Source organism: Kitasatospora purpeofusca, from assembly GCF_042691725.1.
GTDB classification, from domain to species: domain Bacteria; phylum Actinomycetota; class Actinomycetes; order Streptomycetales; family Streptomycetaceae; genus Kitasatospora; species Kitasatospora purpeofusca_B.
The window spans coordinates 6,788,921-6,813,558 of record NZ_CP170483.1; the positions used below are offsets into that span (position 1 = coordinate 6,788,921).

The following is a 24,638-nucleotide window of genomic DNA, read 5'->3' on the forward strand; positions in this document are numbered from 1 at the left end:
CGCCCGCCGCCGCGCACGCCGAGGAGCCGCGCCATGACCAGTCCGACCGAACGCCGGCGGCGCGGCCGGGCCGCCCGCGACCGCATCCCGCGCTCCGCCCACGGCCGCTGGATCCCCGCCGCCGACCGCCCCGACCCGCTGGCCGTGCTGGCCGCGCAGGCCGAGGACCGGCTCACCGACCTCAACCCGATCCGCTACGGCCGGATGGCCGACTCCCCGTTCGCCTACCTGCGCGGCGCCGCCGCCGTGCTGGCCGCCGACCTCGCGGCCGTCCCCGAGACCGGCGTCACCGTCCAACTCTGCGGCGACGCACACCTGTTGAACTTCGGCGTGTACGCCTCCCCGGAGCGGGCGCTGCTCTTCGACGTCAACGACTTCGACGAGACCTACCCCGGCCCCTTCGAGTGGGACGTCAAACGGCTCGCCGCCAGTGTGGCCGTCGCCGCCCGCGACAACGGCCACGCCGAGGGGCAGGTCCGCCGGGCCGCGCTCACCGCCGTGCAGGGCTACGCCCTCGCCATGCGCCGCCTCGCCGGGCTGGGTGAACTCGACGTCTGGTACGCCCGGATCGACGCCGCCGACCTCCTCCCGCTGGTCCGCAAGAGCCGCCGCAAGCGCGTCGAGGCCACCCTCGACAAGGCCCGCCGCCGCACCAGCCTCCAGGCCTTCGACAAGCTCACCGAGCAGGGCGAGGACGGCCGGCGCCGGATCGTCAGCGACCCGCCGCTGCTCGAACCCGTCCCGCGCGACGAACTGCGCCGGGTCGGCAAGATCTTCGACGACTACCGGGCCTCCCTCGCCGAGGACCGCGGCATCCTGCTCGACCGCTTCCGGCTGGTCGACATCGCCCGCAAGGTGGTCGGCGTCGGCAGCGTCGGCACCCGCTGCTTCGTCCTCCTGCTGGAGGGCCGGGACGAGCGCGACCCGCTGTTCCTGCAGATCAAGGAGGCCGGGCGGTCCGTCCTGGAGGCGCACCTGCCCGCCGCCCGCCCGGACGCCGAGGCCCCGGTGGTGCACGGCGGGCACCGCGTCGTCACCGGCCAACGCCTGTTGCAGGCCGCCAGCGACATCTTCCTCGGCTGGACCACCGGCCCGGCCGGCCGGCACTTCTACGGCCGCCAGCTGCGTGACATGAAGGGCTCCGCCGACGTCGCCGGCATGACCCCCGCCGACCTGCGCGCCTACGCCGACCTCTGCGGCCGGGCTCTCGCCCGCGCGCACGCCCGCTCCGGCGACCGGCTCGCCGTCGCCGGCTACCTCGGCGGCTCGGACACCTTCGCCGAGGCCGTCGCCGACTTCGCCGTCCAGTACGCCGACCGGACCGTCGCCGACCACGCCGCGCTGCTCGCGGCGATCGACGCGGGCGCGCTGACGGCGCGGCGCGGGGTCTGAGGGCCGCCGCCGTTCCTTCCGGGCCGGCGGCGTCACGCCCCGACGGCGCCGAGGATGCGGTCGGCGACCAGCTCCGGCCGGTCGCTCGTCACCGCGTGGCCGGCGCCGGGGACGACCTCCACCCGCGCCGAGGGCACCAGCCGGCCGATCCGCTCGGCGACCGCGTGCGAGTCGTGCAGGGCGCTGCGCGCGCCGAGCAGGAACAGCGCGGGCACCTCCAGGCGGCGCAGTTCCTCGTCGGAGAGGACCGGCGGCACCGGGAGTACCCGGCGAAAGCCCGTCGACGCGCGCATCAGGCCCATCAGTTCGGTCTCCAGGACGGTGCTGTTGCCGACCAGGCGGGCCAGAGCGGGGCGCAGCGGCCGGGGCGCGGTGGCGGCGAGGCCGCCCGCGATCAGCCAGGCGTAGAACCGCGGGCCGAAGCCGGCGAAGCCCGCGGGGTCCAGCAGGGTGAGGGAGGCGGTCCGGCCCGGGTGGTGGAGCTGGTGGCTGAGGGCCAGCCAGCCGCCGTACGAGCAGCCGACCAGGTGGGCGGCCGTCGCGTCCAGCCCGGCCAGCACCTCCTCCAGCCAGGCGGCGCCGTCCCGGCCGTCGGCGATCGGCGCGCTCTGCACGCTCGCGCCGGGCTCGCCGACGGTGTCGACGGCGACGACCTGGTGGTGGCGGGCCAGCGCGTCGATGTAGCGGTGCCACATCAGCGCGTTGCCGCCGGAGCCGGGGAGCAGCACGACGGGCGCGCCGCCGTGCCCGCTGTCGTGCTCGCCGCCGTGCCCGCCGTCCTGAGGCCCCGTCCGGTAGACGCGGGTGGTTCCGTACGAGGTCGGGAGGTCGATCGTCGTGCGCGGACCGGGCCAGAGTTCCGCCAGGGTCCGCTCGTAGGCAGCGTCGAACCGCTGCCGCGCCCGGTCGTTCCTGAACGCGCTGATTCGCATGGTACATCTGTATCACGGCATGATACGGGTGTACCAGAGAGGTGGAGCCATGACTGCGCGGGTCGATCACGAGGAACGCCGACGGGAGATCGCCGAGGCGCTGCTGCGGATCGCCGACACCCAGGGCCTCCAGTCGGCCAGCATGCGGGTGGTCGCGGCCGAGGCGGGCGTCTCGCTGCGCCTGGTGCAGTACTACTTCAAGACCAAACAGGGGCTGCTGCTGGACGCCCTGACCAGGCTGACCGCCCAGCTCCAGGCCCGGATGGAGCGGTGGATCGCCGAGACGGCCGGCTCGCCGCCCACGCCGCGCGGCATCGTCACCGCGATCCTGTCCTGCATCCTGCCCACCGACCCGGAGAGCCGCCGGATCACCAGGACCTTCGCCGCCTACTACACCCTGGTGCTCAACGACCCCGAGGTGCTGGAGAAGCACGGCGCGCGGCAGCCCGAGGTGCTGGAGGGCTTCCTCGCCAAGCAGCTCCGCGCCGCCCAGCGGGCCGGGCAGATCGACCCCGGCAAGGACCCCGAGGTCACCGCCGCCGGCCTGCTGGCCATGGTCAACGGCCTCGGCTCCAGCGTGCTGGGCGGCCAGCGCACCGGCGAAGCGGCGCTCGCGGTCCTCGCCCGCCACCTGGACGAGCTGTTCCTGACGCCGTGAAGGTCTCCCGACCTCCTACCGCAGCAGCCAGTCCCGCGTCAGCTCCATCACCTCGGCCCGGCTGCGCCCCTCGTGGCCGACGTCCACCAGGTGGTACCCGATCCGCAGCGTGAACGACACGAACGCGCGCACCTCCACGTCCTCCGGATCAGGGCAGAACGCCGCGTACAGCGACCGCAGGTACGCCATCCGCCGCTCGTCCACCCGCCGCAGCCGCCGGGCCACCGCCTCGTCCCGCCGCGCCCACTCCCGGATCGCCAGATCCACCGCCACCCCGGTCACCGGCCCGTCCCCGATCTTCGCCACGATCGTGAACAGCCGCCCCAGCCGCGCCCGCGCGTCCCCGCCCTCGCCCTCGACCCGCTCGATCACGCCGTCGGTGACCGTCCGCTCCCAGGTGTCGAGCATCTCGGCGAGCAGCGCCTCGCGGTTGCGGAAGTACCCGTAGAACCCGCCCTTGGTCACCCCGAGGGCCTGTGCCAGCACCTCCACCCGCACCGCCTCCGGCCCGCCCCTCGCGAGCGCGCGCAGCCCTTCCTCCACCCACCGCTCCCGCGGCGTCCGCGTCACACCCATGGCCCTTACCGTACCGAAGCCGCCGTTAGGGTGAACGGCATGGACGAGCTCGGCCGGTGGTCCCGGCTCAAGCGCGCCTTCGGAGTGGTCCCGTTCTCCTACGACGCCCACGAGCGGGCGCTGAGGCGCTGCGCCGCCGAGATGCGCGCGCGACTCCTGCGCCACCCGGTGGAGGGCGAGTGGCAGGACCTCGCCTACTGGGACCCGCTCCCGGACGCCTGGCGGATGGCCTCCGGCAGCGGCAACGGCCGCTGGGAGCAGCGCAGTTGGCTGAACGTCCCCGGCCCGTTCTACGCGGGCGAGACCGACACCGGCCTCAACGGCCCGTACTACCTCCCCGAGCACATCCTCTCCAGCGACGAGGACTACGAGTTCGTCCACCGCCAGCCCGCCAACCCCCGCGAGGTGGCGGCCCTCCTGGAGATCGCCGACGGTGAGCCGCAGGGCGGCTACGCCTGCGACGGTGACGAGCACTGGACCCCGGAGGCGGTGCGCGCCTGGTGGGCCCGCCGCGACGAGGTCCGCGCCTGGATCGCGGCCGAGCTGCAGGCCGACCGCAACGACCCGGAGCCCCTGCGCCAGTACGCCGCCCACCTCGACGGCGGCGGCCTGGAGGCCTACCTCCGCGGCTACCTCTTCTGGCTCACCGAGCACCGCGAACCCCGCCTGGGCGAGCCGCTGCCGCAGCTGTGACGCAGGGGCCGCCGAGTTGTCAGTGGCCCGTGCCAGGATCCGGTGCCATGTTGGAGATCACGGTGCGGACGGAAGACGACGCGAGCCACCCGCGGGTGAGCGCCGAGGCGTTGGCGGAGCTGGTCCGGCGGATCGGGGAGCGGAAGGACCGCTTCCTGGTGGTCGAGCGGATGCCCGACGAGCCGGACGTCTACGTCCAGGTGTGGCACGAGGAGGGCGGCGAGTACACGTTGGAGCACCGGGACGGCGGGCCCGACAAGCACTTCCAGGCGCTCCTGGACGGCCCCGAGCCGGTGATCACCGCCATGACCGCCTGGGCCCGCCGCGAGCCCGGGTGGGGCGAGGGGCTGGAGTGGGAGGCGCTGGAGCTGGGGTAGCCGGGCGGCGGGTCAGCTCATCGACCAGACGGACGGGTCGTGGGGGAGCGTCGGGCCGGGCACGGGGACGGAGGCCGCGGCGGTGCGCTCCACCACGGTTCGGGTGACCGTCGGTGGATCCCCCGCGCTCGCCGGCTCGGAGCGGACTCGCGCGCTCGCCTCGTCGAGCAGGTCGACGGCGGCGCCCGGCAGGGCGTGGCCGGGCAGATGCACGCGGGCGAGTCGGGCTGCCGCCACCAGGGCCGGCTCCGTGATGGACACACCGTGGTGCTCGACCAGCCGGTGACGGGCGCTGTGCAGGATCTCCAGCACCTCGCCCGGCGTCGGCTCGTTCACCGGTACCGGTTGGATCAGGCGGTCGAGCCCGGGGTCGCGGTCCCAGCGCTGGTACTCGGCCGTGGTGGCGGCCGCGATGACGGAGACCCCCGGTCGTCCGAGGACCGGCCGGAGGAACGCCAGCGCCTCCGCCTGTCCCTCCCGCGTCCGGACGGTGGTCAGGGCGTTGTCGAGGAACAGGACGAGCCCCGTCGCCTGCCGGAGGTCGCCGATCAGCTCCGACATCACTTCGGTGAACCGTCCGTGGTGCTGCGGGTCGGTGAAGAGCTCGCCGACGTCGAGCAGGCGGACGGTCCGGTGGCGGAGGTTCGCCGGCCCGTTCCCCTGCGCCAGGGCCGCGGCGAGCCCGAGCACCACGCTCGTCTTCCCGACTCCCGGTTCGCCGGTCAGGAGTGCGACGTTGCGGGTCCGCCGGCTGAGGACCTGGATGAGCCGTGCGATCTGCGGCTGCCGTCCGACGATCCCGGCCGCCTCGTCACGGAGATCCCGGCTGAGCGTCTCGAACACCGTCGGCGGACTCTGCGGCGCCGGGTCGGGTTCCCCGCCCGCCGCGAACGTCTCCAGGATCTCGACGATCCGCCCGCGCACCTGGTCGATGTCGACACCGAAGGACGTGAGCACGAGCGCGGCCACACCCCCGCCCTCACGCATGAGGCCCAGCAGGATGTGCTCGGTGCCGATGTGGTTGTGATGGAGGGCGAGGGCCTCGCGCAGCGAGAATTCGAGGGCCTTCTTGACTGCGGGGGTGAAGGGGAGATGGTCGGGGTCGTTGTTGTATCCGCCGGACCCGATGCGGTCCACCACCCTGCCGGTGATGGCGTCGAGCGGGAGGCCGAGGGCCTGCAGGGCCTTCACACCCACGCCTTGGCCTTCGCGGACGAGGGCCAGGAGGAGGTGTTCGGTCCCGATCTCGGTGTGACCGTGTTCGCGTGCCGACTCCTGCGCGAGGACGACGATCCTCCGTGCGCGGTCGGTGAACCGCTCAAACATCGTGCCGACCCCCTTCCAGTGCCGCCAGGTCCTTGCGGGCCCGCACCGTGTGCGGGTGATTCCCGCCCAGCAGCCGCTCCCGTTCCACGATCAGCTGGCGCAGCAGGGCCACCGCCTCCTCCTCGGCGTCCGTCAGCGCAAGGTTGCGGGCGAGCATGTGGCGCGTGCGCAGGGTGTCCTCGTGTTCCCCGCCGAGGACGCGGCTGCGGTCGGCGAGCAGGATCCGCAGCAGGGCGACCGCCTCCGCCCGGCGGCCCGACTCGCCGAGGTTGACGGCGAGGAACTGGCGGGTGTGCAGGGTCTCCGGGTGCTCGGCGCCGTGCAGGTGGGCGAAGGCCTCCGGGAGGGGGCGCAGCAGGCGGGCGGCCTCCGTCGGGTCGCCGGCGCCGCCGATGCAGTGGGCGAGGGCGCGGCGGGAGAGCAGGGTGTCCTCGTGCTCGGGGCCGAGGAGGTGGCTCTGCCCGGCCAGGACGGCGCGCAGGGTCTCGGCGGCGCCCGGCCAGTCGCCCTCCAGGGCCTGCTGTTCGGCCTCCTCCCGCCGGGCTCGCAGCGCGGACGCGGCGAAGGCCCGGTTGAGGCCGAGGGCGGTCTGGTCGGCGTTCTCGGTGCCCCGGTTGCGCGGGACGGGCAGGCTCTCGGCGCGCATGACGGCGGCGAGCCGCCCGTAGAGCGCCGCGATGGTGAGCTCCTCCGGGCCGCCGACGATGCCCTCGCGCAGCAGTCGCAGGAGCCGCCCGGAGAACGCGGTGTGCTCCTCGTCGGGCGGGGAGAGGGAGACCTGGTCGTGCGAGGAGGAGGCGAGCACATAGGTGCCCGCGACCTCCAACTGCGCGATGGCGGCGTTGTTGCCGGCCATGGCGTCGTTGACGGCGCGGCCGGAGAAGCAGCAGTCCAGCACGATGATCTTGGTGGTGGCGTGGCTGTTGAGCACGGTGGCGCGCAGCTTGTCGTACTCGATGGAGTTGAACTCCGGCGCCTCGTACTCGCTGTCGGGCAGCGCCAGGTAGAGGTCGTGCCGTCGTCCGCCGACCAGCCCGTGCCCGACGAAGTAGACCAGCAGCAGGTCCTCGGCCGCCCGCGCGGCGTCCCGCAGCCGGCGGCCGACGCCGGACAGGTCGCCGTCGTTCAGCAGGACGGTGCAGTGCTCCTCGGGGACGATGCCGTGGTCCGGGTCGGTGAGCTGGGCGGCGAGGTCGGTGACGGTGCGCCGGACCGCCGGGAGGTCCGGCAGGTCCGGGTCCGTGTAGTCGCTCGCGCCGACGAGCACGACGCGGGAGAGCCGGGGGTTCGGAAGCGGCACGTCAGTCCTGCTCGGCGTCGGCGCCGGCCGCGTCCTCCAGCGCGCTGCGCAGGATCGCCTCCAACTCCCCGGCGCGCACCCGCTTGGCGTCGAGTTCCACCGTGACGCCGCCCGGCCGGCGGATCTTCAGCCGGACGTCGCTGCGCCGCGGCTGCGCGAACCACGTCCGCAGCGAGGAGGCGAGCACCGACAGGCCGCCGCCGGCCCCGAGGGCCACCGAGACGGTGTCCAGCACCCCGCCCATCTCGCCGGGCCCCGGCGTCCGCCCGGTCAGGGCCACACCCCGCAGCCCGGGCTCCCCCCGGAGCCAGTCGGTCAACGACTCGGCCTCCGCGACGGTCTCCCCACCAGTCACGGAAATGTGCACGTCCACGAGCGCCCCCCACAAGGCCTGGTGTCGGACGGAGTTGAGGGCGGCCAGTCTACTGATCCAGGCCTCTGTCCGCCCGTACCTCCGGGGGTACGGTGGCCCGGTTCCGTGACCTCGTGACGCCCTCCAAGGAGACGGTTGTGCCGTACTACCCCGACGGTTCGCCCTACGAGTACGACGACCTGTCGCCCGAGCTGGTGAACATCGGCTGGCTGGACGCCTCCCACCCGTACCCGCGCGGCGACGTCCCCGCCGAGGTGGTGGACGGCCTGCTGCGGCTGGCCGCCGATCCGGTGAACGTGACCCGGGGCGTGCACACGTGCCCGATGTGCGGCGGGTCCTACCTGGAGGTGGAGAACCCGCACGCCGCCTCCGGTTCGACACTGCTGGGCCACGCCGAGGTCCACCTCCCCGGGGCGGGCGGCACCGGCTTCGCGGCGCCGACCCTGGTGATCCACTACATCCTCGACCACGGCTACGCCCCGCCGCCCCCGTTCCGGGCGGCCGTGCTCAGGGGCCGGGGGTGAGGAGGTGGAGGGCGCCCGGGGCGGCGGTGACCTCGAGGGGGAGGGAAGCCATGAACTCGCCGTCGGCGTAGGCGGTGATGCCCGGGGAGGTGAGACGCAGCGAGGGGGTGCGGTGGGTGGTGACCTCCGGGTGGTCGATGTGGGTGCCCTTGAGGAGGGTGGGGAAGAAGCGGGCGATGCGGCGCCGGGGCATGGCGTCGACGAGGGTGACGTCGAGGAGGCCGTCCGCGGGGTCGGCGTCGGGGCAGATGAGCATGCCGCCGCCGTAGCTGCTGGTGTTGCCGACGGCGGCGAGGGTGAGGTCACGGCTGATCTCGGTGCCGTCGGCGAGGGTGATCCGGAACGGCAGGGGGCGGAGGTTGGCGAACTCCACGGCGATGGCGAGGTGGTAGCGCATCCGGCCGCGCGGCCAGCGCAGGCGGTTGGTGCGGTCGCTGACGAGGGAGTCGAAGCCGCTGGCGAGCACGGAGCCGAACCAGCGGGTGGCGCCGTCGGCCCCGGTGACCCGGCCGAGGTCGACGGTGCGGGTGTGGCCGGCGGCGATGACGTCGGCGGCGGCCTCGGGGTTGTCGCGGGGGAGGCCGTGGGCGCGGGCGTGGTCGTTGCCGGTGCCGGCCGGTATGACGCCGAGCGGGGTGGTGGTGCCGGCGACGGCCTGGAGGCCGAGGTTGATCATGCCGTCGCCGCCGACCACGACCAGGGCGTCGCAGGAGCCGGAACCCGAGCCCGAGCCCACGGCGGCGCGGGCGAGGGCGAGCGAGTCGGCGGCGCAGGCGCCCGCCCGGGCGTCCACGGTGATGCCGTGGTCGCGCAGGCGGGCGGTGGCGCGGCGGGCCGCCGGTTCGGCGTGGCCGGCGGCCGCCGCGGGGTTGGTGAGGAGAACGACGCGGGCGATGGTTCTCCGGCCGCTCATGGGATCAGCTTGCCCGGGTTGAGGATCCCGGCCGGGTCCAGCTCGGCCTTGACGGCGCGCAGGATGCGCACGCCGACCTCGCCGATCTCGTCCGCCATCCAGGGGCGGTGGTCGGTGCCGACGGCGTGGTGGTGCGTGATGGTGCCGCCGGAGCGGACGATGGCGTCGCCGGCGGCCCGCTTGGCGGCGGCCCAGCGCTCCAGCGGCTCCTCGCCGAGGGCGGCGACCACGGTGAAGTAGAGGGACGCCCCGGTCGGGTAGACGTGCGAGATGTGGCACAGCAGGAGGGCGCCGGGCAGGGCCTCGGTCAGCGCGGCGGTGACGGCGAACCGCAGGACCGCCAGCTGCTGCCAGCTGGTGGCGGTCTCCAGCGTCTCGCACAGCGCGCCCGCGTCGAGCAGGGAGTCGCGCAGGTAGGGGGCGTTGAAGCGGCCGTGCTCCCAGGCCCGGGCGGGCGCCTCGCCGAGCGAGGTGCCGCCGGCGGCGAGCAGGGCGGCGCGGGTGAGCCGGTGGCGGGCGGCGACCTGCTCGGCGGTGCCCTCGAAGACGGTGACGGCCAGGCAGCCGGTCACCGCGGCCTCGCCGCCGATCTTCTCGGTCATGGCGAGGTTGATCATGGTCTCGGCCTCGTCGGAGAGCCGGATGACGGTCGCTCCGGTGCCCTGCTGCTCGACGGCGCGCAGCGCGGCGGTGCCGGTGGCGAAGTCGGGGAACGACCAGGCCTCGTACGCCTTGACCTCCGGCACGGCGTGCACCCGCACCCGCACGGCGGTGATCACGCCGAGGGTGCCCTCCGAGCCGAGGAACAGTTCGCGCAGGTCGGGGCCGGCGGCGGAGGCGGGGGCGCGGCCGAGGTCCAGCACACCCGCCGGGGTGACGACGCGCAGGCCGCGCACCATCTCGTCGAACCGCCCGTGGCCGGCCGAGTTCTGCCCGGAGGAGCGGGTGGCCGCGAAGCCGCCGATGGTGGCGAAGCGGAAGCTCTGCGGGTAGTGGCCGAGTTCGAAGCCGCGTTCGGCGAGCAGGGCCTCCGCGGCCGGGCCGGTGAGGCCGGCGCCGAGCAGGGCCTCGCCGGAGGTCTCGTCCAGGTCGAGCAGCTGGTCGAGGCGGCGCAGGTCGAGGGAGACGACGGCGGCGAAGGCGCCGCGCTGCGGCTCCAGCCCGCCGACGACGCTCGTCCCGCCGCCGAACGGCACGACGGCGATGCGGCGCTCGGCGCAGACGGCGAGCAGCGCGGCGATCTCCTCCTCGCCGCCGGGCAGCACCACGGCGTCGGGGGCGTCCTGCGGCTCGCGGGAGCGGCGGCGCAGCAGGTCGGGGGTGGACTTGCCGCCGGCCCGGGGGAGGCGGTCGGCGTCCGCGGTGCTGACGTGGGCCTCGCCGACGGCGGCGGCGAGCGCCGCGAGGTCGTCGGGGGTGAGGGCGCAGGGCCGCAGCACGACCTCCGAGGCGTCCGGGCCCGGGGCGGCGTCACCGGTGACGCCCAGGGCGGCGGCGAGCAGGCCCTTGATGTCGGCGGACAGCTCCTTGGCGAGGGCCGGGTCGCCCCAGGCGTCCCACTTCATCGGGGGGAGGGGCAGCGCGGCCGCACCGGCCGGCGCTGCTTGCTTCTCGGGGGTCATGCGTTACAGTTTTACACATCATGTCAAGTAGTAACGATGCCTCCGGACCGTCGGCCGAACCCCGCGGGACCGATGACGCGATCCTCGACGCCGCCGCCGAGCTGATCGTCCAACTCGGCGTGGGACGAACCCAGTTGGCCGAGATCGCCCGCCGCGCCGGGGTGAGCCGGCCGACCGTCTACCGGCGCTGGCCGGACGTCCGGGCGGTGATCGGCGCGCTGCTCACCCGCGAGATCGGCGCCACCCGGGACGCCGTCCGGCTCACCGGCACCGACCGGGCCGCGTTCGTCGACGGCGTCGTCGAGGTGGCCGTCCGGCTGCGCGACCACCCGGTGCTCGGCGCGCTGCTGCGCTCCGCCGACTCCGACACGCTCTTCGAGTACGTGGTCGACCGCCTCGGCACCAGCCAGCGAGGGCTGCTGGAGGCGCTGCGGGCCGGTATCGCCGAGGGGCAGCGGCACGGGTCGATCCGGGCCGGCGAACCGCTCGAACTCGCCGCGATGGTGCTGCTGATCGCCCAGTCCACCGTCCAGTCGCACCGCATGGTGGCCGCGCTGCTGCCCGAGGCCGCCTGGCGGCGCGAACTCGCCCGCGCCCTCGACGGCTACCTCGCGCCCTGACCCTTCCCGCCCTGCCCCTTCCCGCCCCCCGTAGACCTGGAGGCCGCAGATGACCACCACCGCCGGTCCCTTCGCCGGTCCCTTCGCCGGGACCTCCCGACTCACCGCCCGCCGCCGGGAGTCGGAGCTCGACGCGCTCGCCTCCGGGCCGGCGGTCGACCTGCTGGTGATCGGCGGCGGGGTGACCGGCGCGGGCGTCGCCCTGGACGCGGCCGCGCGCGGGCTGACCGTGGCGCTGGTCGAGGCCCGCGACCTCGCGTTCGGGACCAGCCGGTGGAGCTCCAAGCTCGTCCACGGCGGCCTGCGCTACCTCGCCTCCGGGCGGATCGGCGTGGCCCGGGAGAGCGCCGTCGAGCGCGGCGTGCTGATGACCCGCACCGCCCCGCACCTGGTCCGCCCGCTGCCCCAACTGGTGCCGCTGCTCGACGGGTTGATGAAGCCCGGGCAGGCCGCGCTGGTCCGGGCGGGCTTCCACGCGGGCGACGCGCTGCGGCTGAGCGCCGGCACCCCGGGGCGCCTGCTGCCGCGGGTGCGCCGGGTGGGCGCCGACCGGGCCCGCGCCCTGGTGCCGGGGCTGCGCGGCGCCGGGCTGTCCGGTGCGCTGGTCGCGCACGACGGCCAACTCGTCGACGACGCGCGGCTGGTGGTGGCTCTGGCCCGGACGGCGGCGCAGTACGGGGTGTCGGTGCTGACCCGGGTGCGCGCCGAGCAGGTGACCGGGACCGGGGCCCGGCTCACCGACACCCTGACCGGCGAATCGTTCCCGCTGACCGCCCGCGCCGTCGTCAACGCCACCGGCGTCTGGGCGGGCGAGGTGGACCCGTCCATCCGGCTGCGCCCCAGCCGGGGCACCCACCTGGTGGTCGACGCGGCCGCGCTCGGCCGGCCCGCCGCCGCGCTCACCGTGCCCGTCCCGGGCTCCACCAGCCGGTTCGTCTTCGCGCTGCCGCAGCAGCTCGGCCGGGTGGCGATCGGCCTCACCGACGAGGACGCGCCCGGCCCGATCCCGGACGAGCCGCAGCCCACCGAGGCCGAGCTGGACTTCCTCCTGGACACCGTGAACACCGCCCTGGAGACGGCGCTGACCAGGGCCGACGTGCGCGGCGCCCACGCCGGTCTGCGCCCGCTGATCGACACCGGCGACGGCGCCACCGCCGACCTCTCCCGGCAGCACGCCGTGCTGGAGTCGCCGAACGGGGTGATCACCGTGGTCGGCGGCAAGCTCACCACCTACCGCCGGATGGCCGAGGACGCCGTGGACACCGCGGTCCGGCTGCGCGCCCTGCCCGCCCGCGCCTGCTGGACGGCCCGCCTGCCGCTGGTCGGCGCGCCCGCCCACCGCGACAGCCGCCCGGCGCCGGAGGGCGGGGTGGCGGCCTCGCTGCTCGCCCGGCACGGCGGCGCGGCGGGCGAGGTGCTGGCGGCGGGGGAGGAGCGGCTGGGCGCCGGCCACGGCGCGCCGGTCGCGGAGGGCATCGACGTCAGCCGCGCCGAGATCGCGTACGCGCTCACCCACGAGGGCGCGCTGGACGCCGAGGACGTGCTGCACCGGCGCACCCGCATCGGCCTCGTCCCCGCGGACGCGGAGCGCGCCCGCGCGGCCGTCGAGGAGATCGCGGCGACGATGCGCTGACTCCGGGGGCCCTCAGCGCTCCGTCCGCTCCGCCATCGGGTACACGGCCCCGTCCAGCTCCAGCGCACACCCGAGCGGCCGCTCCGCCGAGCCCGTCCGCTCCAGCCGCACCGCCACCGCCCGCGCCGGCTCCCCGGCGAGCCGCGCGGCCAACGTGAGCGGATACACCCCGTGCCCGTGCACCCGGTGGAAGGCCACCTCCTTGCCGTCCACCAGCACCTCGGTCTCGGTGATCCACCCGGACCGCACGTTCACCATGAAGGAGTGCCCGCCCCGTTCGAGGTGGAAGCTGTGCCGCTGGCGCATGAGGACCTCCCGGCAAATCCGGCGAAACCGCCGTCAGTCTACGGCGGCCCGCTACCATCAGGGCCCGGAAATGCCGTCAGGCTTGATGTCGCGGCCGGGGTGACCGTCTCGGTGATGGCCGCCGGAATGCTCGTGGTGTCCGGAATCTCGGACCGTGACTGTTCCGGTTCCGGTTCCGGGGCGGACCGGGCGGTGGGGAGCCCGGAGGTCGCGATCCTGCTGGACGGCCGCCCCTCCGAAGCGGGCGCGGTCGGCGCTCCCGCAGCCTCGTGCGACCAGGACGGCGGATACTCCTACGCGGTCGGGCGCTTCACGTACCAGGGGACGGAGGCCGGAGTCGTGGGTCACTACGCCGCCCTGGCTGCCGCGGGCGGCTGGAAACGGGACCTCCCGTAACCCGCCGCACCGGTGACCTCGGACGCGTGCTTCAGCCGGACGGTCGGGGCCGAGCGGTTCACCGCACACGGGCTCCGCGACGCGGGGGCCGAGGTGTTCGCCGGCGAGGTCGAGCGGACGTTGGAGGAAGAGGAGACAACGGACCGGTGACCCTGTAGGCCGACCCGCCGGGCACCGGCGGGTCGGCCGCAGAGCGGTGGTCGGGCCCCGCGATCGGCAGCCCGCCGATCGCGGGGCCGCCGCCCAGGTTCCAAGATCTACAACAACATCAAGCAGGGTAAGTGGAACTGATTCGGAAGGCAGATCCAGTGGAGGATGACCGCCTTCTTTCTTTGGCCCTGGCCGACGCTCGCATCGCGTACGGCTCTCTCGTAGATCCGAACTTCTCCTTCGCCACCCACGCGTACCAGCGTCAGCGATGGGTGGGATCTCGTAGGGTGATCCGGGGGGAATGGGATAAGGGCTGAGGGTGATTCCGTTGGGCCGGAATCACCCGGGATCCTCCCCGCGGCCGAGGTGTGTCCGGGGGCTGGGCTGATCGGTAGGGTGGCGCGCCGGAGGATCGGGAGAGGGCGGATGCACCAGTACCGGGTGGTGAAGTACTCGGCGGAGGAGCGGGCGGGGACGGTGCCGGCGTGGACGGCGATGTCCGACATCGGCCGGAGCTTCGGTGGTGAGGTGCTCACCGAGGTGGAGTATCTGGCGACGGAGGGGCGGTATCTCGCGGCCGTCCGCCGGTTCGCGGCGGTGCAGGGGGTGACCGGGCTGCGGGTCGACGGGCTGGAGGTCCACCCCGAGAGCCCGTGGTGGCAGCGTGTCGCCGAGGGGGACCGGTTGCCGCTCGACGAGGCGATCGAGCTGGCGAGGTCGATTCTGCGCGAGGAGTTCGTCTGGTGCAGGCTCGTCGGTGACGGCGACTTCTTCGTGCACTTCGGCTACGACTACTACCTGTACATCGGCGCTGAGCGCTCGCCGGAGGAGGCCGTCCGGGAGGTACGGGAGTCCGGCCTCCACGTCGACGAGTTCGAGTCGCCGTACCTGACGTAGGAAAAGGAACCGGGACAGCGGTGCGTTGGGTCAACACGGACTTCGACTATTACGCGCCGTGCCCGGTGGATCTCCTCCCCTCGTGGACCGGACATGAGGCGGATGCCACGGTCGTCGACGACATCACTCTTGGAGGCGAACCGCTCGAAGTCGCCTGGATCCCCGAACGGTTCGCCTTCATTCGCTGGATTTCCGCCGACAGCGACCTGAGCCGGCCCCGCTCAGGCGGGCGGGGAGCTGGAATTGGCGGCGGCGTTCGTCGAGCTGTTGGCCCGGCGGGCCTGCCTGCTGGCGGACCAGGTCCCCCGGATGTTGTCCGGAGACGGCTGCTCGTGATCTCTACAGTGCTGTAGATTCGTTTGCAGGGAGAGCGACCGAGGAGGGCACATCGTGGGAGTTTCGCTGGCCAAGGGCGGCAACGTCTCGCTGACCAAGGAGGCGCCGGGGCTGACGGCCGTCATCGTCGGGCTCGGCTGGGACGTCCGTACCACCACCGGCGCCGATTACGACCTGGACGCCAGCGCGCTGCTCTGCAGCGCGCACGGCAAGGTCGTCTCGGACCAGCACTTCGTCTTCTTCAACAACCTGCGCAGCCCCGACGGTTCGGTCGAGCACAGCGGCGACAACCTGACCGGTGGCGGCGACGGCGACGACGAGCAGATCAAGGTCGACCTGGACGCCGTCCCGGCGGACGTCGCCAAGGTGGTCTTCCCGGTGTCGATCTACGACGCGGACGCCCGGTTCCAGAGCTTCGGGCAGGTGCGCAACGCGTTCATCCGGATCGTCAACCAGGCCAACGGTCAGGAGATCGCCCGCTACGACCTCACCGAGGACGCCTCCACCGAGACCGCGATGGTCTTCGGCGAGCTGTACCGCAACGGCGCCGAGTGGAAGTTCCGGGCGATCGGCCAGGGTTACGCCTCCGGCCTGCGCGGCATCGCCACCGACTACGGCGTCAACGTCTGACCCGAAGCGGAGCGGCGGGCCGGTTCCCGCCGGCCGACGGGGGGTTCGGCTACCGCCCCAGCGCCAGGCCGCCGAACCCGCCCGTGGCGCCCAGCTGTTGGCGCCACCACGCGACCATCCCCGGCTCGTCGATGGCCGCCCAGTCCGGCGCCGCGGTGACCTGCGCCCGGCCGAGCCGGCGGCTGAGGTCCACCAGGGCGTGCCCGGCCGCGCCGCGCTCGCGGTCGTAGCCGGGCAGCAGTCCGGCCCAGTCGTCCGCCGCCCGCCAGGCGTCCTCGAAGGCGCAGGCGTCCTGGAGCGCCTTGGCCGCGCCGCTGGTGGTGTGCGGCCGGACGAGCGTCGCGGCGTCACCGGCGAGCAGCAGCCGCCCGGCGGTGCGGCGCGGGGTCTCCAGGTCGTGGATCGGCTGGAGCAGGATCCGCTCGACCGGGGTCAGGTTGACCACGCCCGCCCAGTACGGCGGCAGGACGCGCTCGGCGAGTTCGGCCAGTTCGCCGTGGCGGGCGGTGTCGAGCGCGCCGACCGGGAAGCCGAGCGGGTCGGAGTCCTCGTCGGCGCGCCGCAGCCAGGCGGGCGCGGGGGCGTAGAAGACCCAGTTCACCAGGGTGGAGCCGGGGTCGAGCCCGGGGATGCGGTAGAGCACCACCTGGCCGCCGGGGTAGCAGGCGGTGATCACCTCCTGCTCGGGCCAGCGGGCCGCGCCGCCCGGGAGGCCGTCGAGCAGCCGGGCGTCGAAGCTGCCGCGCCAGGCGACGTACCCGGCGTACTCGGAGCGGGCCTCGGGGCAGACGGCGGCGCGCACCACCGAGCGGTGGCCGTCGGCGCCGACCACCAGGTCGTGCTCCTCGCGCCCGCCGGTGGCCGTCTCCACCCAGGCGGGCCCGGCGCCGTCGGCGCCGTCGACGTCTTCGGCGCCGCCGACCGCCGTCACGGCCGTCCCGGGGCGGAACTCGACGCTGTCCGGGGTGCGCTCGCGCAGCCCCTGCCAGAGCACGCCCCAGTGGTAGGAGTGCATGGCCATCGGCTGCACCCACAGCGCGCGCCCCCGCGCGGAGCCCTCCGCGTCCCTGGCCACCCAGTGCCGGGCGGTGACGGGGTGGTGGCGGATGCCGTCGTCGAGGTGGCCGGCCCGGACCAGCTCGTCGTAGCGGTCCAGCAGGATGCACAGGCCCACCCCGCGGTCCTCCAGGTGCCCCGGGCTGCGCTCCAGCACGGTGACCCGCTCGGCGCCGCCCCGGGCCGCGGCCCGGGCGACCGCGCATCCCGCGATGCTTCCGCCGACCACGGCGACCGATCCACCCCGCACGACCGTCCCCCCTCCTCGCCGGGGCCCCACCGGCCCCGTCCGTCGTCCCGTCGACCTCGACGATACGACGTGAACTGATGATCCGTCAGCGAAAGCCCGGAGCGGTGCCCGGAGGTGTTCCCCGGATCACCTATGCAACTGGTTGCATAGACGGATCCGCGTCCCCTACCGTGTGGTAACCACCAGCCCCCGGGGCCGCCCCCGTCCGTCCCAGGAGACGCCGCGATGACGACGACCGCCAGTACGACCCCCGGCGCGGCCCCCGCGACCCCGACCCCCGCGACCCTGACCCCCGCGCCCTACCCGCACCTGCTGCGCCCGCTCGACCTCGGCTTCACCACCCTCCCCAACCGCGTGATCATGGGCTCCATGCACGTCGGCCTGGAGGAGGCCCCGAACGGCTTCGAGCGGATGGCCGCCTTCTACGCCGAACGCGCCCGCGGCGGCGTCGGCCTCATCGTCACCGGCGGCATCGCCCCCAACGAGGCCGGCCGCCCCTGGGACGGCGGCGCCAAGCTCACCACCGAGCAGGAGGCCGACGAGCACCGCGTCGTCACCGACGCCGTGCACGCCGCCGGCGGCCGGATAGCCCTGCAGATCCTGCACTTCGGCCGCTACGCCTACCACCCCGGCCTGGTCGCCCCCAGCGCCGTCCAGGCGCCGATCAGCCCCTTCCCGCCGCACGCCCTCACCGCCGACGAGGTCGAGCGCACCATCGACGACTTCGTCCGCTGCGCCGCGCTCGCCCGGCGGGCCGGCTACGACGGCGTCGAGATCATGGGCTCCGAGGGCTACCTGATCAACGAGTTCATCGCCGCCGCCACCAACCACCGGGAGGACGCCTGGGGCGGCCCGTACGAGAACCGGATGCGCTTCCCGGTCGAGATCGTCCGCCGGGTCCGCGAGCGGGTCGGCCCCGACTTCATCCTCGTCTACCGGCTCTCCATGCTCGACCTCGTCCCCGGCGGCTCCACCCTCGACGAGGTGATCCGCCTCGCCAAGGCCGTCGAGGAGGCCGGCGCCACGATCATCAACACCGGCGTCGGCTGGCACGAGGCGCGCATCCCCACCATCGCCGCCTCGGTGCCGCGCGGCGCCTACGCCTGGGTCACCCGGCGGGTGATGGGCTCGGTCTCCGTCCCGCTGGTCACCAGCAACCGCATCAACACCCCCGAGCTGGCCGAGCGGCTGCTCGCCGACGGTTGCGCCGACCTCGTCTCGCTCGCCCGCCCGCTGCTCGCCGACCCCGACTTCGTCGCCAAGGCCGCCGAGGGCCGCCCCGAGGCCGTCAACACCTGCATCGGCTGCAACCAGGCCTGCCTCGACCACACCTTCAGCGGGAAGATCACCTCCTGCCTGGTCAACCCGCGCGCCTGCCACGAGACCGAACTCGTCCTCGCCCCCACCCGGCTCGCCCGGCGGATCGGCGTCGTCGGCGCCGGACCGGCCGGCCTCGCCTGCGCCGTCACCGCCGCCGAGCGCGGCCACCGGGTCACCCTGTTCGACGCGGCCGACACCATCGGCGGCCAGCTCGACATCGCCCGCCGCATCCCCGGCAAGGAGGAGTTCGCCGAGACCCTGCGCTACTACCGCCACCGGCTCGACGCCCTCGGCGTGGAACTGCGGCTCGGCGCCCGGGTGGAGGCGGCCGGGCTCGCCGCCGAGGGCTTCGACGAGGTCGTGCTCGCCACCGGCGTCACCCCGCGCACCCCCGACCCCGCCGACCTGCCCGGCGTCGACCACCCCCGCGTGCTCGGCTACCTCGACGTGCTGCGCGACGGCGCGCCCGTCGGCGAGCGGGTGGCCGTCCTCGGCGCGGGCGGCATCGGCTTCGACGTCGCCGAGTACCTCACCGACGCGGGCGACGCGGCGAGCCTCGACGCCGCCGTGCACCGCCGCCACTGGGGCATCGACGAGGAATACCGCGAGCGCGGCGGCCTCGCCCGCCCCGAGCGCCCCGAGCCGCCGCGCCGCGTCCACCTGTTCCAGCGAAGGACCGGCAAGGTCGGCGCCGGGCTGGGGAAGACCACCGGCTGGATCCACCGCACCGAGCTCAAGCACCGCGGCGTCACCACGGTCGCCGGCGCGCGCTACGACCGGATCGACGACGCCGGCCTGCACTTCACCGTCGACGGCGAGCCGCAGCTGCTGCCGGTCGACACCGTGGTGCTCTGCACCGGCCAGGAGCCGCGCCGCGACCTCGACGCCGCCCTGCGCGCCCTCGGCGTCACCCCGCACCTGATCGGCGGCGCCGACGAGGCGGCCGAACTCGACGCCAAGCGCGCCATCAAGCAGGGCACCGAACTCGCCGCCGGCCTCTGACCCGGGACGCCGCCCCGTACGAGCCGCACCGGCCGTGCGGGGCGACGCCTAGGATCGGTGCCATGTCGCTGCCGCACGCCATCCTCACCGCCCTGCTGGAGAAGCCGTCCTCCGGCCTGGAGCTGACCCGGCGGTTCGACAAGTCGATCGGCTTCTTCTGGTCCGCCACCCACCAGCAGATCTACCGCGAGCTGGGCCGGCTGGAGTCCTCCGGCCTGATCCGGGCGCTCCCGCAGGCCGGGCCGGTGCGCGGGCAGAAGAAGGAGTACGAGGTGCTGCCCGCCGGCCGCGCCGAACTGGAGCGGTGGACGGCCGCCGAGGACGAACCCCGGCCGATCCGCGACCCGCTGCTGCTGCGGCTGCGCGCCGCCGCCGTGGTCGGCACGGCCGGTCTCGAAGCCGAGCTGCGCCGGCATCTGGCCCTGCACCGGGAGCAGTTGGCCCACTACGAGGAGATCGAGCGGCGTGACTTCCCGGCCGGGGAGGAGTCCGACGGCGACCCGCTTCAGCACGCCGTACTGCGGGCCGGTATCGGCCTGGAGGCCTTCTGGGTGAGCTGGCTCGCGGAGACCGTCGGCACCCTGCCCGAGGCCCCGGCGGAACCCGCCTGACCTGCGGCGATGCCCACCGGGCGGGCGGGGTGGGGCCGCCGGTGGGACACTGGACGCCTGTCCCTGCCCGACCTCATCGACCGGGGGCCGTATGTCTCTCCCGAGGCCTCTCCTCGCCCTCACCGCCGCGGCCGTCACCACCGTGCTGAGCCTCGGCACCGCCCAGCTCGCCGCCGCTTCGGCGCCATCGGCGCCATCGGCCGCGCCGGTGACCGCCGTCGGCGCCGCCGTCGGGCTGCCCACCGACGCCCAGCTCAGGGCAGCCCTGCTGACGGCCGCCGAACTCGGCCCCGACTTCACCGAAGTCCCCGCCGATCCCGGCTCCTCGCCCGAAGCCGAGCCCGAGCCCGGCGCCGGCGCCTCCCCGATGGCCGGCTGCGACACGCTGCGCGCCCTGCTGAACCAGGTCGGCGCCAACGGCCCGTCCCAAACCCCGCACCAGGAGGCCGAGTTCGACGGCCCCGACGGCAACCCGATGGTCACCGAGTCGCTCACCGCCGAGGAACCCGAGCGCCTGAACGCCGACTTCGCGACCGTCACCGCCGCGTTCGCCGACTGCCACAGCCTCACCTTCACCGACGACATGGGCGGGGCCGTGACCTTCTCCGTCACCCCGCTCGCCCTGGGCGAGCGCGAGGGCGCCCCCGCCGTCCGCATCGACGGCACGATCTCCGGCGTGCGGCTCAACGGCTACCTCGGCATCGAACGCCTCGGGGACGTCGCCCTCGCCTACGGCTTCTTCCAACGCGACTCCGACGCCTCCCAGCTCGCGTCGCTCTACTACCGAGCGGCCGTCGCCAAGGCCGAACGCACCCTCGGCCTCCAGGCCGGCTCCACCGTCGCCCCGGGCGCGCCCGCCTGACCACGGCGTCCGCACCCGGGGCCCGCCGGCCTCACCACAGCACCGGCCTCACCACAGCACCGGGATCAGCGCAGCACCCACTGCTGGTAGGCGCTCCCGTCGCACTGCCACATGTTGACGTCACGCCGGCTGCCGTCCCCCGACAGCCAGTCCTGGAGGCACAGGCCGGTCGCCTTGTTCCTGAAGGTGACCGCGTTGACGCCGACCGGGATCTGCTCCCAGCGCTGGGTGTCGGCGCCGGAGCACTGGCGCTGGATGATGCTGCTGTACGCGTTCAGCGTGGTCGGTTCGAGACAGAGGAAGGAGCTCTGCACCCGGATCTCGGTCCCGCCGACGGCGGCGTCGTCCGTCCAGAACCGCTGGTTCGAGGCGTTCTTGCAGCTGAACTCCTGGAGCACCGCGCCCTCGGCGTTGGAGGCGCCGCGGAGGTCGAGGCACTTGCCCTGGACGACGTTCGTGTAGCCGTGCAACACCGGCGCGGCCTGCGCGGGGGAGGCCAGCATGGTCGCGGCGGCGAGCACGGTGCCCGCGACGACACCGGAGCGGACGACGGACTGACGGGTGAATCGCATGATGGGACGCACTCCTCACCGAAGGATCGGGGCGCCGCGCTGGGGCGCCCTCGGCCGTCAGTCTCACGAACCGTCGAGGTTCGTCCCAAGACCTTTCGAGCTGCATCGAATTCGGGCGGGGCAATGTCCGGGCCGTGCCACGAAGCGGTCAGAGCCGGGCAACACGCCCGACACGCCCGGCCGTCGCGTTTACGGTGGGCTTACGGCCGCCCGGGGCCGCAGGGATCGGTGGGTGCGAGCGAGGCCGGGCCGATCCACGCTCCCCGCCGGGAGGCCGACGGAAGGGACCGGATTGCTGCGTATCCACTTCACCCACGACGACCTGACCAGGGTCCGGATCGCGCGGTCACCCGACCCGCTCACCGAGACGGTCCTGAGCCTGTCACTGGTACAGGCCCGCGACGCGGGAGGAGTGGCACTGGAGGGGTGGCGCAGCAGGACCCGCAAACGCCTGCGCCCCGAACTGGGGATGCTGTTCGAGCTGGCGACCCCCGCCGGGCCGGCGGAGGCCCCGGAGGCGTTCCTGCACGCCGCCACCGGCAGCCTGCCGGACAGCCTGGACCACACCTGGTCGCTGCCGCGGCGCCGCTGGGCGGCGGACCTGACCGTGCTGGAGTACCTGCGGCCGAGGACGCCCCGCTGGGTGCGCGAACTGCACGGCGGTTCCCGGGAGTGGCGCGGCGTGGTGGACCGCAGGCTGCGCGACTACCACGCCCTCGCGATCGCCCCCTACTGGTCGCAGCTGATGGCCGCCGCGCACACCGAGCGGACGGCGCGGGCGCTGGGGGCGGCGGACGCCGGGCTGGACGGCCTGCTCGGCTCGCTGCACCCCGACATCCACTGGGCGTCACCGGTGCTGACGGTGCCCTGCCCGCTGGATGCCGACGTGCATCTGCGGGGGACCGGCATCCTGCTCGTGCCCACCTTCTTCTGGCCGGAGCCGATGGCCATGACCGACAACCGCGGACCGGAGCACCCGCTGGTGCTGCACTACCCGCTGGCCCGTGACCTCGCCACCTACCGGACCGTCTGGGCCGCCACCGAGGAGCCGGCCGGCGCGCTGGTCGCCCTGCTCGGCGCGACCCGCGCCCGCGTCCTGCGGGCGGCGGCCGAACCGGCGGGCACCGCCGAACTGGCCCGCCGCACCGGCACCTCCGCCGCCACCGCCAGCCACCACGCCACCGTGCTGCGCGCGGCCGGCCTGCTCACCACCGAACGCGCCGGCCCCGGCGTCCGCCACGCCCTCACCCCCCTCGGCCAGGCCCTCCTCGACGACCGCGTGCCCCGCCCCTCCGCCCGCGCCCCGCGCCCGCGCACCTGACCCCGTCCGGCGCCCCGTGCCCGTCCCCACGCCCCGTGTTAGCGTGCGCGGACGGGTGCGGTACACGGGTGCGGTACACGGGGGCGGGGCGATGGGGGCGTGGCGGAGATGAGCGACGAGAGCCTCGGCACGGGCGACCTCGGCAAGCCCGCCGCCGAGCCCGCCGCCGAGCCCGCCCACCGGCCGGGCGACCCGACGCCCGTGTCCGACCCCCCGCACGGGCCGGTGCGCGGCTGCCTGCACGCGATCGGCGAGTTCCTGCTGGAACTCGCGGGGGAGGCCCTCCTCGGGGTGCTGACCACCGCCTCGCTCGTCGCCGCCTTCGTGCTCGCCGAACTCGCCCACCGGCGGAGCCCCGTGCTCGCCTACGCCCTGGGCGCCGCCGCCGTGCTGGTGGTCGTCCTCGGCGTGCGGCAGCTGCGCCGGCCGAAGGAGCGGCGCGGCCGCCTCGGCCGGATCCTGGCGGCGCTGACCGCCGGCCTCGGCGTCTGGCTGCTGCTCTGCGTGTGCTACGCCTCGCTGCGCGGAGCCCTCGACCTGGCCTCCTTCTGAGCGATCCGCCGCTCCAGGTGGGCCCGCGCCCGCGGCCACTCCTCGGCGGTGACGGAGAACATCGCCGAGTCGCGCAGCCGCCCGGCCTCGCCGGGGGCCCAGGACGGCGACCAACTGCGCAGCACGCCCTCGAACGTGGCGCCCACCGCCGCCAGGGCGGCGCGGGAGCGGGCGTTGCGGGCGTCGGTCTTGAGGTCGACCCGGGCGACCCGCCACTGCTCGAAGGCGTGCCGGAAGAGCAGGTACTTGGCCTCGGTGTTCACCCCGGTGCCCTGGGCGGAGGCGGCGAGCCAGGTCCAGCCGATCTCGACCGCGGCCAGGCCCTCCCCGGAGGGCCAGGGGCGCGGGGACCAGTACGCGGTGGCGCCGACGGCCCGCCCGGTGGCGCGGTCCACCTGCGCGTACGGGGCGCCCAGCCCGGCCTCGACCCGCGCGGCGTGCTCGTCGAAGTAGCGGGGCACGTCCTCGGCGCGCGGCACCTCGGTGAAGCCGTACGAGCCGCGCTCCTCCTCGGCGGCGGCCGCGAGGTCGGCGAGGTGCCGGCGGGCGAGCGGTTCCAGGCGGACGAGGGTGCCCTCCAGCGGCGGGGCGTCGAACGGGAAGGCCATCAGGACTCCGCAGGGGTGGCGAGCAGGGCGCGGACGGTGTCGGCGAGCGGGGTGGCGGGACGGCCGAGCAGCCGGGCGAGGTCCGCCGTCCGCCGCTCCAACGCACCGGACCGCACCAGGGAGTTGAGGAAGCGCGGCACCCCCGGCGGCTCCTCGGCCGGGTCGGCGTCCCGGTGGGTGACGCCGGGCAGCAGGGCGGCCAGCCCGGGGTGGGTCCAGCCCGCACCGGTGAGGTCGTACGCGGCGCCCTCGTGCCCGTCCTCGACCAGGACCCGGGCCGCCGCCTCCGCGAGGTCGGCCCGGGTGGCGGTGTTGAGACCGCGCCCGCCGGTGGTGGTCGCGAGGGTGCCGGTGGCGAGCGCGGTGCGCAGCAGCTCCGGGGTCACGAACCCCTCGGTGTAGAACGGGTTGCGCAGCACGGTGGTGGCCGACCCGCTCTCCCGCAGGAGGAGTTCGGTGGCGTGGTGGGCCTCGGTGAGGCCGCCGGCCTCGGTGTCCGCGCCGAGGAAGCTGGTGTAGACCAGTCGCCGGACCCCGGCGGCGCGGGCGGCCTCGACGACCGCCCGGTGGTGCTCGGTCCGCCGCTCGGCGGCGAGTTCGGGGGAGGAGATCAGCAGCACCCGCTCCGCGTCGGCGAACGCGGCCCGCAGGCTCCCCGGTTCGCCGTAGTCGGCCGGGCGCACGCTCACGCCCCGGGCGGCATGGGCGTCGAGCGCGGCGGGGCGCCGGACGGCGGCGGCTACGCGACCGGCCGGGCCGAGCGCGAGCAACTGGTCGAGGACGAGGCGTCCGAGGGCGCCGGAGGCGCCGGTCACAACGATCACGCGCGC

28 protein-coding genes are annotated in these 24,638 nt (G+C 74.8%); 16 read left to right on the forward strand and 12 right to left on the reverse strand.

The annotated features are described in order from the left end of the window. Positions 1–33: 33 nt before the first annotated feature. Positions 34–1,392 (forward strand): DUF2252 domain-containing protein, encoded by a 1,359-nt coding sequence (locus tag ACFCLZ_RS29165; protein WP_380280772.1) that lies wholly within the window; start codon positions 34–36, stop codon positions 1,390–1,392. A 32-nt stretch (positions 1,393–1,424) separates the two neighbouring features. On the opposite strand, the gene ACFCLZ_RS29170 is transcribed toward ACFCLZ_RS29165, so the two are convergent. Then, positions 1,425–2,324 (reverse strand): alpha/beta fold hydrolase, encoded by a 900-nt coding sequence (locus ACFCLZ_RS29170; protein ID WP_380280774.1) that lies wholly within the window; start codon positions 2,322–2,324, stop codon positions 1,425–1,427. A 49-nt stretch (positions 2,325–2,373) separates the two neighbouring features. Between ACFCLZ_RS29170 and ACFCLZ_RS29175 the strand changes: the two genes are divergently transcribed. Beyond that, the gene (locus ACFCLZ_RS29175) at positions 2,374–2,982 is read left to right on the forward strand and encodes a TetR/AcrR family transcriptional regulator (protein WP_380280776.1); all 609 of its coding nucleotides are present in this window, start codon (positions 2,374–2,376) and stop codon (positions 2,980–2,982) included. Positions 2,983–2,997: 15 nt separating this feature from the next. Here the strand turns inward: ACFCLZ_RS29175 and ACFCLZ_RS29180 are convergent, their stop codons facing one another. Then, positions 2,998–3,558, reverse strand: a complete 561-nt coding sequence (locus ACFCLZ_RS29180; protein ID WP_380280777.1) for a TetR/AcrR family transcriptional regulator — start codon at positions 3,556–3,558, stop codon at positions 2,998–3,000. A gap of 39 nt (positions 3,559–3,597) precedes the next feature. Between ACFCLZ_RS29180 and ACFCLZ_RS29185 the strand changes: the two genes are divergently transcribed. Further along, a complete protein-coding gene (locus tag ACFCLZ_RS29185; protein WP_380280779.1) occupies positions 3,598–4,251 on the forward strand; it encodes a ferredoxin in 654 nt (217 codons plus the stop codon). A 47-nt stretch (positions 4,252–4,298) separates the two neighbouring features. Further along, entirely contained in the window at positions 4,299–4,628 is a 330-nt protein-coding gene (locus ACFCLZ_RS29190) for a hypothetical protein (protein ID WP_380280781.1), read from the forward strand. A gap of 12 nt (positions 4,629–4,640) precedes the next feature. On the opposite strand, the gene ACFCLZ_RS29195 is transcribed toward ACFCLZ_RS29190, so the two are convergent. Genes ACFCLZ_RS29195 through ACFCLZ_RS29205 form a run of 3 tightly spaced genes read right to left on the reverse strand, consistent with a single transcriptional unit; the run spans position 4,641 to position 7,627 of the window. Beyond that, entirely contained in the window at positions 4,641–5,954 is a 1,314-nt protein-coding gene (locus tag ACFCLZ_RS29195) for a Clp protease N-terminal domain-containing protein (RefSeq protein ID WP_380280783.1), read from the reverse strand. After that, positions 5,947–7,254, reverse strand: a complete 1,308-nt coding sequence (locus ACFCLZ_RS29200) for a tetratricopeptide repeat protein (protein WP_380280785.1) — start codon at positions 7,252–7,254, stop codon at positions 5,947–5,949. Before ACFCLZ_RS29200 ends, ACFCLZ_RS29195 begins: the two co-directional genes overlap by 8 nt. A 1-nt stretch (position 7,255) precedes the next feature. Further along, the gene (locus tag ACFCLZ_RS29205) at positions 7,256–7,627 is read right to left on the reverse strand and encodes a hypothetical protein (protein ID WP_380280787.1); all 372 of its coding nucleotides are present in this window, start codon (positions 7,625–7,627) and stop codon (positions 7,256–7,258) included. Positions 7,628–7,764: 137 nt separating this feature from the next. Between ACFCLZ_RS29205 and ACFCLZ_RS29210 the strand changes: the two genes are divergently transcribed. Continuing rightward, entirely contained in the window at positions 7,765–8,151 is a 387-nt protein-coding gene (locus ACFCLZ_RS29210; RefSeq protein ID WP_380280789.1) for a hypothetical protein, read from the forward strand. Here ACFCLZ_RS29210 and ACFCLZ_RS29215 read toward each other — a convergent pair. Then, positions 8,135–9,064: a diacylglycerol kinase gene (locus ACFCLZ_RS29215; protein WP_380280791.1), complete on the reverse strand. Its 930-nt coding sequence runs from the start codon at positions 9,062–9,064 to the stop codon at positions 8,135–8,137. The genes ACFCLZ_RS29210 and ACFCLZ_RS29215 overlap by 17 nt on opposite strands. After that, positions 9,061–10,686 carry an FAD-binding oxidoreductase gene (locus ACFCLZ_RS29220; RefSeq protein ID WP_380280793.1) on the reverse strand — a complete coding sequence of 542 codons (1,626 nt, stop codon included), beginning with the start codon at positions 10,684–10,686 and terminating at the stop codon, positions 9,061–9,063. The genes ACFCLZ_RS29215 and ACFCLZ_RS29220 overlap by 4 nt, the downstream gene beginning before the upstream one ends. A 20-nt stretch (positions 10,687–10,706) precedes the next feature. On the opposite strand from ACFCLZ_RS29220, the gene ACFCLZ_RS29225 reads away from it, so the two are divergent. Beyond that, positions 10,707–11,306, forward strand: coding sequence for a TetR/AcrR family transcriptional regulator (locus ACFCLZ_RS29225; RefSeq protein WP_380280795.1), 600 nt, complete (start codon positions 10,707–10,709; stop codon positions 11,304–11,306). Between the two features lie 49 nt (positions 11,307–11,355). Continuing rightward, on the forward strand, positions 11,356–12,939 hold the full coding sequence (locus tag ACFCLZ_RS29230; RefSeq protein ID WP_380280797.1) for a glycerol-3-phosphate dehydrogenase/oxidase: 1,584 nt from the start codon (positions 11,356–11,358) through the stop codon (positions 12,937–12,939). Positions 12,940–12,951: 12 nt separating this feature from the next. Here the strand turns inward: ACFCLZ_RS29230 and ACFCLZ_RS29235 are convergent, their stop codons facing one another. After that, entirely contained in the window at positions 12,952–13,245 is a 294-nt protein-coding gene (locus ACFCLZ_RS29235) for a hypothetical protein (protein ID WP_380280799.1), read from the reverse strand. A gap of 192 nt (positions 13,246–13,437) precedes the next feature. On the opposite strand from ACFCLZ_RS29235, the gene ACFCLZ_RS29240 reads away from it, so the two are divergent. The 4 genes from ACFCLZ_RS29240 (at position 13,438) to ACFCLZ_RS29255 (ending at position 15,654) form a co-directional block, all read left to right on the forward strand. Next, positions 13,438–13,641, forward strand: a complete 204-nt coding sequence (locus ACFCLZ_RS29240; RefSeq protein WP_380280801.1) for a hypothetical protein — start codon at positions 13,438–13,440, stop codon at positions 13,639–13,641. A gap of 12 nt (positions 13,642–13,653) precedes the next feature. Then, positions 13,654–13,791, forward strand: coding sequence for a hypothetical protein (locus tag ACFCLZ_RS29245; protein WP_380280803.1), 138 nt, complete (start codon positions 13,654–13,656; stop codon positions 13,789–13,791). Between the two features lie 426 nt (positions 13,792–14,217). After that, positions 14,218–14,688, forward strand: coding sequence for a hypothetical protein (locus tag ACFCLZ_RS29250; RefSeq protein ID WP_380280805.1), 471 nt, complete (start codon positions 14,218–14,220; stop codon positions 14,686–14,688). Positions 14,689–15,078: 390 nt separating this feature from the next. Next, entirely contained in the window at positions 15,079–15,654 is a 576-nt protein-coding gene (locus ACFCLZ_RS29255; RefSeq protein ID WP_380280807.1) for a TerD family protein, read from the forward strand. 49 nt (positions 15,655–15,703) lie between these two features. On the opposite strand, the gene ACFCLZ_RS29260 is transcribed toward ACFCLZ_RS29255, so the two are convergent. Beyond that, complete coding sequence (locus ACFCLZ_RS29260; RefSeq protein ID WP_380280809.1) at positions 15,704–16,960, reverse strand: monooxygenase; 1,257 nt, start codon at positions 16,958–16,960, stop codon at positions 15,704–15,706. 225 nt (positions 16,961–17,185) lie between these two features. On the opposite strand from ACFCLZ_RS29260, the gene ACFCLZ_RS29265 reads away from it, so the two are divergent. The 3 genes from ACFCLZ_RS29265 (at position 17,186) to ACFCLZ_RS29275 (ending at position 20,755) form a co-directional block, all read left to right on the forward strand. Next, a complete protein-coding gene (locus ACFCLZ_RS29265) occupies positions 17,186–19,282 on the forward strand; it encodes an FAD-dependent oxidoreductase (RefSeq protein ID WP_380280810.1) in 2,097 nt (698 codons plus the stop codon). Positions 19,283–19,344: 62 nt separating this feature from the next. Beyond that, positions 19,345–19,893: a PadR family transcriptional regulator gene (locus tag ACFCLZ_RS29270; protein WP_380280812.1), complete on the forward strand. Its 549-nt coding sequence runs from the start codon at positions 19,345–19,347 to the stop codon at positions 19,891–19,893. Positions 19,894–19,984: 91 nt separating this feature from the next. After that, positions 19,985–20,755: a hypothetical protein gene (locus ACFCLZ_RS29275; RefSeq protein WP_380280814.1), complete on the forward strand. Its 771-nt coding sequence runs from the start codon at positions 19,985–19,987 to the stop codon at positions 20,753–20,755. A gap of 65 nt (positions 20,756–20,820) precedes the next feature. On the opposite strand, the gene ACFCLZ_RS29280 is transcribed toward ACFCLZ_RS29275, so the two are convergent. Then, a complete protein-coding gene (locus ACFCLZ_RS29280) occupies positions 20,821–21,327 on the reverse strand; it encodes an RICIN domain-containing protein (protein WP_380280816.1) in 507 nt (168 codons plus the stop codon). Between the two features lie 292 nt (positions 21,328–21,619). Between ACFCLZ_RS29280 and ACFCLZ_RS29285 the strand changes: the two genes are divergently transcribed. Further along, complete coding sequence (locus ACFCLZ_RS29285; protein WP_380280817.1) at positions 21,620–22,648, forward strand: ArsR/SmtB family transcription factor; 1,029 nt, start codon at positions 21,620–21,622, stop codon at positions 22,646–22,648. A 108-nt stretch (positions 22,649–22,756) separates the two neighbouring features. Further along, the gene (locus ACFCLZ_RS29290; RefSeq protein ID WP_380280818.1) at positions 22,757–23,200 is read left to right on the forward strand and encodes a hypothetical protein; all 444 of its coding nucleotides are present in this window, start codon (positions 22,757–22,759) and stop codon (positions 23,198–23,200) included. Here ACFCLZ_RS29290 and ACFCLZ_RS29295 read toward each other — a convergent pair. Next, the gene (locus tag ACFCLZ_RS29295) at positions 23,158–23,808 is read right to left on the reverse strand and encodes a GNAT family N-acetyltransferase (RefSeq protein ID WP_380280819.1); all 651 of its coding nucleotides are present in this window, start codon (positions 23,806–23,808) and stop codon (positions 23,158–23,160) included. The two genes, ACFCLZ_RS29290 and ACFCLZ_RS29295, sit on opposite strands and share 43 nt — an antisense overlap. Further along, positions 23,808–24,632 (reverse strand): NAD(P)H-binding protein, encoded by an 825-nt coding sequence (locus tag ACFCLZ_RS29300; protein ID WP_380280820.1) that lies wholly within the window; start codon positions 24,630–24,632, stop codon positions 23,808–23,810. The genes ACFCLZ_RS29295 and ACFCLZ_RS29300 overlap by 1 nt, the downstream gene beginning before the upstream one ends. Positions 24,633–24,638: the final 6 nt, after the last annotated feature.